Consider the following 11,625-nt stretch of genomic DNA (forward strand, 5'->3'; position numbering starts at 1 on the left):
TTTTCATGTTTAAAAGAATACCATATTTGGTTCTAATCATTGCATTTCAATTTTGCTCTCTAGCAGGAAAAAATAACCTTCCAGATATTGGTTTTTTGACTTTTCTTTCAAGAATGACTGGGAAGCCAACGACAAATGCTGTTACGGCAAATACTTGTTTGACCTACGCTAAAACAGTAAACTCAACCTCCTCAGCGGGAACCAATAATTCTTATACTTGTATTTACAAGCCTGATTCAATTTCAATGGAATGTGTTTATACTACTCCTGTCACCGAGGATAATACTGCAACTACTACAAAGACAGATTTTTTTAATTCAACGGAAGACTTTATACAACGCACAAAGAACTTTGCTCAGTCTACGGTTCGTTATTCACAAATAAACAAGGACATAGCAACGAATAAATTTTTTCAGTATGATACCTCAAATCGGCTAATTGGTATTATCCAATCAGACGGAACAAGTATTTCTATATCAGAATACGACACACAGAATCGTTATACGAAAGGTGTTGTCAATCCTCCTGATATAATTTGTCAGGTTCCTTTTGTAAACTCTTACGATGATGCAAATCTTTCATTCAAGCAAAGTATTTCTTTTTCAAAGTTGATTCCTTCTACAAATCTTTTATGCAATTTCTTGTCTACGGTTGTGCCAGATCAAACAAACGAGTATTTCTTTGATAAAGATTTTTTACTTACAAAAAGAATTTTAACCAAAGGCTCAACCGTTACAACAGAAACTTATACGACAGTAGAGACTGCTGAGCTTTGCGCAGGTAGTGATGGAACACCTTATTCAGCACCGATTATTCAAAAATTCAGTTCTTCTGGTGGGGCTGTTGGTGAGACTGTGAGCATAACAGGTGTTAATTTCGATACTGACCCAGGCAGAAATTCAATTCAATTTGCAAATGGGACAAAGACGTTTGGGTCAACGGCTACTAATACTTCTCTTAGTTTCATTGTGCCTGTGGGGGCTTCTAGTGGGCAGATAACTGTTGTTAATCGCTTTGGCACTGCAAAGTCAAAAACCAGTTTCTATGTGTATAAATATTTCATCTATGCAGGAAATGCGAACAGTAACAGTGTTAACGGACTAGAAATAAATGTGGTAGATGGTTCCTTGATGAATCCAATATCTTTAGCAATTGGAAATCAACCTGGCAATATTATAGCAAATCTGAATGGAAAATATGCGTATGTAATCAATCAGGGGATATTGGCGGTAAACTCAGTTGTAATTGGAATATCGAATGGATTTCTAAGTAATATTGGATCAGCAAATGCAGGCAATGGAGCTAGGAGCGCTGCTATATCCTATGACGGCAAATTACTGTTTGTCTTAAACCAAATTGACAATACAATTTCTAGATTCTATATTGATTCGAATACAGGAAGCATTGTGAGTATTGGAACGCCCACTCCGACTGGTGTAACCGGTCCGAATGCAATTGCGGCACATCCTTCTCTTCCTTTTCTATATGTAACTGGAATCGGTAGTTTGAATGTAGCAGGATTTATAATGGATACTACGACAGGAAATTTGCATTCAATGCAAGGGTCCCCATTTGCGATCAGTGCACCTCCAAATGGAATTACAATTCATCCAAGAGGATTATTTCTATATACCGCAAATGCATCTATGACAAATAGTGTCTCTAGGTTAATGATTCAGCAATTGACCGGAGCTTTGTCGGGAGAAATATTTTATAGCTCTGTTTTAGAAGAAAGTCTAGCAATGGATTCTCTTGGTAAATATCTCTATGCTTGCAGCAACGCAAACAATCAAATCAATTCCTATTTGGTCAATCAAGCTGATGGTAGCTTGACTTCCATTGGATTTGTATCTAGTAATCAATGTAAAACAGTTGTTGTAGATCCTTCCGGCAAATATGTGTATGCCACTGAAGATGTAGGTGGAGGATCTGGTAAAATCAATAAATTTTCAATACAACCAACTGGCTCCCTAATAGCAAATGGTTTCATTGCATTAGGAACCAACAATCCAAGAGGATTGACGATTTCTAGAACACCGCAATAAAAATTTTATTTTACAATCCTAATTCAAATTTTAGTATGTAACTAAGTTAAACATTTAATCCGTGTTCATCGGTGGTAATCTTTGAGAGGTAAAGGATTTATATATGACAAAGGAATTTGAGAAAAAAGTAGCAATTGTAACAGGGACAGCTTCCCCCCGCGGACTCGGTCGAGCAATTTGCAACCGAATCGCAGAAGATGGTGGAAGTCTTGTGATGGTAGATTTAAAACAAGACCAGTGTGACGCAGCAGCAAAAGAAGTTTCCGATACTTACGGAGTCAAAGCAATTGGTATAGCGTGTAACGTTACCAAATACGCCGACTGTGAAAACGTTATGGCAAAGACCAAAGAGACATTTGGTAAATTAGATTTTTTAGTGAACAACGCAGGTGTATTAAAAGACAATTTGCTCATGCGTATGTCCGAAGAAGATTTTGATTTTGTAATGGATGTAAATTTAAAAGGTGTATTTTTGATGACCAAAGCATCCGCCAAGTTAATCCTAAAAGCAGAGTCGGGGCGAATCGTGAATATCTCCTCGGTCTCAGGTCTTGTTGGTCAAGCAGCTCAGGCTAATTACTCTTCGTCGAAAGCAGGCGTCATCGCATTAACAAAAGTAACCGCTCGAGAGTTTTCTGGACGTGGCGTTTTAGTCAATGCGGTTTGTCCTGGTTATGTGCATACAGATATGACTGGTTCTCTTCCCGCCGATATCCAAGAAAAACTAAAAGAAATGGTTCCACTCAAACGTCCTGCTACACCAGAAGATATTGCCGGTGCCGTAAGATTTTTTCTTGGAAAAGATTCATCGTATATCACAGGCACAATACTACGCGTAGACGGCGGCGGCGCAATTGGAATGTAAAAATTAAAAGATTACCACCGATGCACACCGAGAGCACCGATAAAAGATACGATGGTTTTAATCCTGTCACCTCGAACAGTTTCATCGTGAGAGGTCTATCTGGCAAAAATAGTATTAGGTTTGCCTATTACTATTTTTGTGGAATAGACCTCTCACTAACGGCTGTTCGAGGTGACAGGGGTAAAGCCCATCGGTGGTAAAAAAAGGAGAAATTATGAGAGAAGTATCAATTATTGGAGCATTTCAAACGAAGCATGGCAATCATGCTGACAAACATTTGCGCGAACTCGTGACGGAAGCGGGTAATGGTGCGATTAAAGATTCAGGCATTGACCGCAAAGAAATCCAAGCGGTCTTTGTAGGAAATTATGCAGGCAACGAATTCAACAGCCAAAACACGATGGCATCTTACGTCTCTACTGTATTAGGAATTGGTAATGTTCCTGCGTATAGACTAGAAGGTGCTTGTGCGTCAGGCGGTTTAGCACTTAACCAAGGCTTTCATGCTGTAGCGAGTGGTCGGTTTGACACTGTGCTTGTGCTTGGTGTAGAAAAAATGAATACGCAAGATCCAACTAAGACAATGGAAATTGTAAGTAAGGGACAGGACTTTGAGTTTGAAGGCAAATTCTGCGTATCCGGTCCTTCTGGATTTGCGTTAAACGCTATGCGTCATATGCACGAATTTGGAACAACAAAAGAAATGCTTTCCACAGTTGCCGAGAAAAATTACTTTCATGGGAGTAAGAACCCTTATGCGCATAAACAAAAAATTGTTCCACTTAAAAATATCATGAATGCTAGAATGGTGACAACTCCTCTTGGGTTTCATGATATGTCACTCGTGACTGACGCGGCGGCTTGTGTGGTAATTACTACGCGTGAAAAAGCAAAATCTATTTCGAAAAAACCAGTTAGCATCAAAGCATCTGCTGTAGGTGGCGACTACTTTACATTATCCATGAAAAAGGATTCTGTTAGTTTTCCAGCTACTATCAAAGCAGCAGACGAAGCATTTAAAATGGCAAACGTTAAGCGCGAAGACATTGATGTTCTAGAATGCCATGACTGTTTTACAATCACTGAAATCATCAACATTGAAGACTTAGGTTTTGTAGAAAAAGGGAAAGGTGGTTTTTACACATTAGACGGTCATACTAGACTCGGCGGCAAATTACCAGTAAACACTTCCGGTGGACTCAAAGCAAAAGGTCATCCGGTAGGTGCGACCGGTGTTGGTCAAGTAGTTGAAATGACGTTTCAACTCAGAGAAGAGTCAGGCGATCGACAAGTCAAAAACGCTCGCACGGCGCTTACGCATGTGTTAGGCGGACCCGGGGCAGTAGCAGCCATTCATATTTTACAAAAGGATTTTTCATAATGAATACACTTAAAGGAAAAAAATGCAACTCATGTAACTTTCTTATGCTAGAGCCATCTTTCGCATGTCCTAGCTGCGGAAGTGATTCCCTCACCGAAATTGAATTCAACGGAGAAGGAACCATCTACACCTACACAGTAGTAAACGTTGGCTTCGGACATTTAGCGGCTAAGGCTCCTTATGTGCTTGCGATTGTAGACTTAAGGGAAGGCTTAAAAGTTCTCACCATAGTCGAAGATGCAAATCTAAAAACTGTTGCTATTGGGGATAAAGTCAAATTTAAACATATGGACGAAAGACAAGAGCCAATCTTCCAAGCGGCATAAGTTTTTTCAATTCCTCACAAGATAGGGATTTACAACTTCACTTTGTTGTTTTGTAAATCTCTATCTATTAAAATATGAAACGGATCTATAGAAAAATAAACCGGTTTTTGTTTAGACCGAAGTTTTACTTCTAGTTTGCTTCCTGATAAAATTTTTCTCTCTACAACAAGCGGAATCTCTATATTAGTCTTATCGTCTGTTTCCGGTAGCAAACCTATTTCGATTGCTTCTTTTTGAATTGGGATTTCTGTTTCTTCCCCTTTTAGATCATAACGAAATTTTTTTAACTCTATCTCTGCTGTGACTAAATAAGTCCCATCCTTTTCTGTCGCCAAACTAGCATTAACCACTTTACTGTCAAAGACAGTTACAGTCTTAAATGAATCTTCGAGGTAATAGCTATAATCTGCTGGAATTATTTTTTCTAATTCGGCAAGTAGCGGTAGGGTAGTTGGATACGGATTTGTCTTGTTCTGGTATTGCTCGAAGTAGTTTCGTATTCCTTTCGATACGAATTCATTTCCGGCTAAATACTGTAAGCCGTAAAGAATGATTCCACCCTTTTGGTAAAGCGTTCCCCCGTAGCGGTTATTCGTTCTATACCAGGGCTTTTCTGGCTCACTGAGTCCCGATCTAGACTTTAAGTAGGAATCCATATCGTATTTAGTGAATCTACCAATATTTTCTTTGCCGTATTTTTTTTCTACTACGAGCAGAGCATAGTATTCTGCTAAGGACTCTGATAATGCATTGGAGCCTTCTACACTTGCGGGTAATAGCTGATGCCCCCACCATTGATGCGCAATTTCATGAGCAGTCACAAAGTAGATAAAGTCCAAATCGCCCTCTTTCATTTTTTGAATAAATCCCATACTTTCTGAATAAGGAATCGTTCCCGGAAAGGACTGAGCAAAAGAGCCATAGCGAGGGAATTCTAATACACGAAGAAAGGAATGCGGGTAGGGTCCGATTTCTTTTGTAAATAAAGTCAGGGAATCTTTCATTGATTCCATCATTCGATCTATATTGTATGTATGCGGCTTATGGTAATATATCTCTAGGTCTACTCCGTTCCAATTATCGCGCAGGACTTCATAGCGGGCGGATACAATATTGGCGAACAAGTCTGTCTTTACTTCCGGTTGGTAAAGGAAGTAATTTCGATTATCCGCTTTCCAGTTTTTAATTAATTTACCGGGAGCAATGATGGTTTGGTCGAGAGAAGTGCTCAACTGAAATTTCATATCTACTAAGTCTGAGTCTCTTCTAAATAGAGAAAATTTTTGAGCCTCTTTGTCGTCTATCGCTGGGTCCTGCGGTCTTTCCGGTAAATCATATTTCTTTCGTTTGAATGGATCTTTAATTTCAATCGACGGATCATAACCAATATTTACAAGTAAAATGTCTAGACCAACAAAGCTTCCATTCTCTGCAACACTGTCAAAGAAGCCGATCATAGGAAATCCTTTCTTTGCATAGGAGCTATCGAATGTTAGCCTACACTCTTCCCCTGTCTTTAATGCTTCCTCTAATTGATAGATTTTGAATTGTAGCTCTTTATCTTCTAGAATCCATTTTCCCGATTTAGAAAATTGAAAGTTCTTAAAATCAATATCCTCGTTGTAATTTACCATTATCTCTGAAATACTTTCTTGTGATTTGTTTTGTAAAATCATTTCCGAGCTTACATAGAGCTCTCTTTTTTCTGGAAATAAATCTACTTTGGAGTATAGGGAAATTACCCTCGGCTGAACTGTGTTTTTATACTTGCCATACTTTTTCTCAAAGGAAGCAGAAGATTTTTCAGAATCTAAAGGAGACCTCATTTTGTTTAAGATTCTAGTGTTATAATAGATCACGCCTCCGAGGAATATACTTGCTAATAAAACTACGAAGGTGAATACTCTTGCTTTGCCGCTCCATCTTCTGAGTGCCTCTAACTTTCTCGATTGAAAGCTGTCGTCCGTTCCTCGATTGTAAAATAAATACCCGATTACAGATAAAAAGAGAGCTATGCTCATCCAATAAGCGGTTACTACAAAGTATCTGCTGATAAAATGCCCATATCCATTCATCTCCGAATAAGTTACTCCAGGGGAAATAAACGGCATATAGAGATGGTCGAGCCAATTAAACTTAGATACGGTTAAAACGAATATCAAATAGAGTAGAGTGATGAAACCATAGCCGGCGATGCGATGATTCATGCTTGACTGAATAAAAAAGATAAGCAAGATCATATAAACATAATAACCAATTTCAAAACTGAACAGAGTATGGATATATACCGCTAGGTTGATTTCATAATTTCCCTTGAGTAGTTGAGTGATAATTCCCATCACAAGTCCGATCAAAGTCATCGTGAGGATAACAAGGAGTAGAGACACGCATTTGGAAACATAGATTAAGATAGTAGGAATGTTGATTGAATCATTGATCTCGTGAACGTTATGCTTTTTTTCCCAATAGATAAGCTCTCCTGCATAGAACATAGAAATAAAATAGGACGAAAGAGCAACAGCCCCCAATACTTCTCCTGCTACTACATAGCTCAATGCCTGAATATGAAAAGTCATCTGGCTATCTACACGATAAAGAGAAAAGGCTAATAAGATGAAACCGATGAGAGAGAGTATTAAAAATGGAAAATCTTTTAGGATTTGAAAGTAATAGCTTTTACAGAGTGTATAGAATTGAAATAACTTGGACTCTCTAATTTGAATGGAAGAAATTGGTGGCAAATTATTCTGATTCGGCAAATCGAAATTTGTCTTTTTAAAACTAAATAAAGAAAATAAATCCAATTTCACATTTTTAGTAAAAGAAAATTTAACGTAGGCAAATACAAATAATCCCACAGAAATAAAACTCCAGACAGAGCGATTGAGGAGATAGAAATTTTCAAGTCTTAGATATTTTTCTCTATAATCGAGTGGAGTCCAATACTTCATGTCCAAGTCTGCCGCAGCACGTCCACTTGGGTCTAAAATAGAAAGATAGGGGGAGTATTCAATATCAGTCACAAGCTTCTCTACAAATCCGGAAATGATTAAGACAATTACGCCAAAGATAGAAAGTAGTATCTGACTGGGAATTAAAATCGCAATGGCAAATGTCAATAAGCCGTAAAGGAGAGTGTTTAGAATATAGATTGTAAAAAAAGGTAAGAAGTGATTTTGAAAAACAAAAGGACCTATCTTACTTGCATACTTTTCTGGATAGAGGTAAATAGTAAATGTCCCCAAAAGGATTCCAAGACAAATGTAGACTAATACAAAGTAGCTACCAATAAATCTTCCGAATAAAAGTTCCCATTTTCGAATTGGTGTTGTGTAAAAAATTTCTTCTGCTCTATATTCCCAATCTCTTTGAATAGAATTGCCTGTAATTCCTGCCGTGAATAACAAGATGAATAGAAATTGACCATAGTAAAAATCAGAAAGACTTCCGGGTGAATTGCTAAAGTATAATCTGGCAGGCGAATATTCTAGAGTCATATAAAAAATAAAAGCAGATAGAAAAAAGCACAATCCCATTATAAAATGAATGGCTGGTTTTCTAAATTGATAGTTGATTTCGAATTTAAAAATATTCCAGAGCATTATTTTTTCCTCTGAGTATAGAAATAAAAATCTTCTAAGGTAGGATTGTCTTTTTCAAATCCATTGCTTGCAAGTGAATCTTCACTGTATACCCTGACGGTTTGCCTTCCTGCGCTGAGTTTTGAAATTAGAACATTGTATTTATTTTCAAAAGAAGAAAGCTCTGACTTCTGAATGTGTCTAATCCATATTTTCCCCTCTAATCTATTTTTTAATTCGTGGGGATTTCCTTGCTCTGCAATTCTTCCATTTGCCATGATTGCCATTTGGGAACAGGCTTCTTCTACATCATCTACAATATGAGTGGAGTAAATGATGATTATCTCCTTTTCAATTTCACAGAGTATATTATTAAATTTATTTCGTTGGATTGGATCAAGCCCTGACGTAGGCTCATCTACTATAATAAGAGAAGGATTATTCAAAAGAACAATTCCTATTCCCAATCTTTGTTTCATCCCACCGGAGAAGCCGCCTACTTTTTTCTTTCTGTATTCAGTTAAATCTACCTTTTGTAAAATCGAGTCGATGAGAGATTTTCTTTCTTTGGAATTACTAATTCCTTTTAATACAGCGAAATGATCGAGTGTAAATTCACAACTTAGATTTGGATAAAGCCCAAACTCCTGCGGCAAATAGCCGAGTCTCTTTAGGATATACTCACGATTATCCGCTATGTCTGTTCCATCTAAAGAAATCTTTCCAGTATCGGGAGTCTGCAAAGTAGCAATCGTGCGCATAAGAGAAGATTTCCCCGCACCATTCGGTCCGAGCAGTCCAAAGACTCCCGGCGAAAGAGTAAGCTCAATATCCTGCAAAGCCTTCGTCCCGTCTTTGTAAGTCTTGGAAATATTTTCAATCTTTAATTGCATGAATGACTCCTCATAAATCGTATTTGTAAGAAATAAAAAAGAATAAACTGCGCTTACCGCGTCCATCCTAGGAATCGCTTACAATTTGTCATCGCTTCCCAAGTCGTTATCGGAATAAAATCGAAACTCTATAAATTCCTCCTAAAACAGCTTGCCGTAGAGGCAGGGAGACCCGAAGAATTTATAAATGATTACCACGCTTATCCCCATGTTGCAGTTCCTCTTTTGGATTATTTTTATGCAGGGTTAAACGGACACCCATGCGAAGAGTATTGCGCCCCTTTGGGGCTATAGTTAATTTGAATGACTTTATTATTACTCTTGAATGAGATCGACAAGTTTTAAAAACTGGTTCTTTCTGGATAATAGAGGTATATCTTTATAACTGCTAATCTTTTAATTTGTTGGATTAGGATTATCGAGAAGTTGGATGCAGATTACTTGAAAGAAACTGGAAAGCGAAAGAAAAGAGATTCTCAAAAGTTCAACTTATGAAATAATTGCGTTAGCCAAACCAAGGAATACATTTAAGTAGAATTTCGGAGAGCGAGGATAAAAGTGAGATGCAGAGTTCTAGACAGAAAAATAAAAAATGAGCGGTGAAAAAAAGAAAACGATTCTCCTCGTTGAAGATGAAATCATTATTGCCATGGCAGCAAAGATGTCTCTTGAAAAATATGGTTATAATGTTGTAACCATAAATAACGGTGAAAAAGCAATTCAGGTAATAACAAAAGACGCCGTTGAATTTGTGATACTGCCAGAAAGCAAACAAACTTCTCTTAAAAATTTTGGATATAATGTTGTTTTAGTAAATACAGCCGAAAAAGCAATTGAGGTATTTCAGGGTCAAAGTGAAATTGATCTTGTTCTTATGGATATAGATTTAGGCGAAGGGATGGATGGAACACAAGCTGCCGAAATAATCCTCAAGAAAAGAGATATCCCCATTCTATTTTTGTCAAGTCACACAGAGACTGATATCGTTGAAAAAACAGAAAGGATTACCTCGTATGGCTATGTGGTAAAAAATTCAAGTATTACAGTTTTGGATGCATCCATAAAAATGGCATTTAAACTTTTCGACGCTAATACTAAATTAAAAAATGAATTATTAATAAAAGAAAAAAGAGCAGCGAAATTGATTATTGCAAATAAAGAACTCGTATTCCAGAATGAAGAGAAAGAGAAAAGGGCTGCTGAACTAATTATCGCTAACAAAGAACTTGCATTCCAAAAAGAAGAGAAAGAAATTCTTCTCAAAGAAATTCATCACCGCGTCAAAAACAATATGTCTTCTATTGAAGCCTTATTATTAATGCAGTCACAATCTATTAGTAATCCTGAAGCTATTTCTGTTTTGCATGATACTATCGGTCGTATTAGTAGCATAAGAGTTCTTTATGAGTTACTTTTAATCAGTGATGATTATAGAAATATTTCCACAAAAAAATATTTAGATCACCTTATTGATTCCTTCGCTTCCTTGTTTCATAAGAATTTAACTATTGCTTATACTAAGCAGATCGATGAATTCAGTCTTTCTTCAAAAAAAGTGTTTTATCTTGGTATTATCCTCAACGAGCTTCAATTAAATATCACAAAGTATGCATTCAAAGGAAGAGAATCCGGCTTGATAAATATTTCTCTTGAAAATGTTAAAAATAAAATAACACTAACAATACAGGACAACGGTAATGGGCTTCCTAAAAGTTTTGATATCAGTAAATCAGAAACATTCGGTATTATGATAATTAAAAATCTAAGTGAACAATTAGGCGGTACATTTACTATTGAAAATCATGATGGAACAAGGTGTACCTTGACATTTGAAATTTAATTCGCAAGTCTAATAAAGAGGCAAATTTTACTCCATTAAATTCAAAAGACCTTTTTATGAAAGAGACGCAATCCGATTTTTCTTTAAGCTTTTAATTTGTGGGAAAGAAGGGGATAGAATTATCGAGAAGTTGAATGCAATTTTCTAGAAAGAAAAATTTTCTAATAGCTTACTAAAAAGATAAATGAAAGATGTAACAACAAGAATGCAAGATTAAAATTGCTCGATAGCGATAGAAAAAAATATCTGGATAAATAAGGAAACTGGTATGAATAAAATACTCTTTTGGTCTTTGCTTTTACTTCCCTCTCTGTTGTTTGCAACTGACATGGGCGGAATTTTTTTTGTAGTTCTGTGGTTTGTGTTAGGATACCAATCTATTTATAATGTTCTGACGGGACTATTAATACTTCTTTTTCTTAAAAAAAAGTTTTATTCTCTTTTTCCTAAAATTCTAGTTTATATCTTTCTTATTTTGGGAATCATCACCGGGGGCGCACTTCTTATTATCACAGTAGGGCTTTGCTTCGAACCTGTGTTCTGGGTTGATGCTTATCTATTTACGCTTGGTCTTCAGATCTTAAGCATCGTAACTTCCTGGTTTCAAATTTCTAGAGGGAGACTTTATCTGATAGAAGCAAAACCTTGAAACTCTAGCGGCATACTGTATTCCACCCGCTATCGCCACAACCGC

General features: G+C 36.9%; 8 protein-coding genes. 6 read left to right on the top strand and 2 right to left on the bottom strand.

Annotation, left to right across the window (positions count from 1 at the left end; genetic code table 11):
* Nucleotides 1-5: 5 nt before the first annotated feature.
* The 4 genes from IPH52_22450 (at nucleotide 6) to IPH52_22465 (ending at nucleotide 4,617) form a co-directional block, all read left to right on the top strand.
* Nucleotides 6-2,045, top strand: a complete 2,040-nt coding sequence (locus IPH52_22450; GenBank protein MBK7057760.1) for a beta-propeller fold lactonase family protein — start codon at nucleotides 6-8, stop codon at nucleotides 2,043-2,045.
* 103 nt (nucleotides 2,046-2,148) lie between these two features.
* Entirely contained in the window at nucleotides 2,149-2,910 is a 762-nt protein-coding gene (locus IPH52_22455) for a glucose 1-dehydrogenase (GenBank protein ID MBK7057761.1), read from the top strand.
* A 214-nt stretch (nucleotides 2,911-3,124) separates the two neighbouring features.
* Nucleotides 3,125-4,291 (top strand): thiolase domain-containing protein, encoded by a 1,167-nt coding sequence (locus tag IPH52_22460; GenBank protein ID MBK7057762.1) that lies wholly within the window; start codon nucleotides 3,125-3,127, stop codon nucleotides 4,289-4,291.
* A complete protein-coding gene (locus tag IPH52_22465; protein MBK7057763.1) occupies nucleotides 4,291-4,617 on the top strand; it encodes an OB-fold domain-containing protein in 327 nt (108 codons plus the stop codon). The genes IPH52_22460 and IPH52_22465 overlap by 1 nt, the downstream gene beginning before the upstream one ends.
* A gap of 29 nt (nucleotides 4,618-4,646) precedes the next feature.
* Here the strand turns inward: IPH52_22465 and IPH52_22470 are convergent, their stop codons facing one another.
* Complete coding sequence (locus IPH52_22470; GenBank protein MBK7057764.1) at nucleotides 4,647-8,219, bottom strand: hypothetical protein; 3,573 nt, start codon at nucleotides 8,217-8,219, stop codon at nucleotides 4,647-4,649.
* Nucleotides 8,219-9,091 (bottom strand): ATP-binding cassette domain-containing protein, encoded by an 873-nt coding sequence (locus tag IPH52_22475; GenBank protein MBK7057765.1) that lies wholly within the window; start codon nucleotides 9,089-9,091, stop codon nucleotides 8,219-8,221. The genes IPH52_22470 and IPH52_22475 overlap by 1 nt, the downstream gene beginning before the upstream one ends.
* 592 nt (nucleotides 9,092-9,683) lie before the next feature.
* Here IPH52_22475 and IPH52_22480 point away from each other — a divergent pair.
* Both IPH52_22480 and IPH52_22485 read left to right on the top strand, forming a co-directional pair.
* The gene (locus IPH52_22480) at nucleotides 9,684-10,931 is read left to right on the top strand and encodes a response regulator (protein ID MBK7057766.1); all 1,248 of its coding nucleotides are present in this window, start codon (nucleotides 9,684-9,686) and stop codon (nucleotides 10,929-10,931) included.
* 268 nt (nucleotides 10,932-11,199) lie between these two features.
* Nucleotides 11,200-11,580, top strand: coding sequence for a hypothetical protein (locus tag IPH52_22485; GenBank protein MBK7057767.1), 381 nt, complete (start codon nucleotides 11,200-11,202; stop codon nucleotides 11,578-11,580).
* Nucleotides 11,581-11,625: the final 45 nt, after the last annotated feature.

It is taken from the genome of Leptospiraceae bacterium, from assembly GCA_016708435.1.
GTDB lineage: Bacteria > Spirochaetota > Leptospiria > Leptospirales > Leptospiraceae > UBA2033.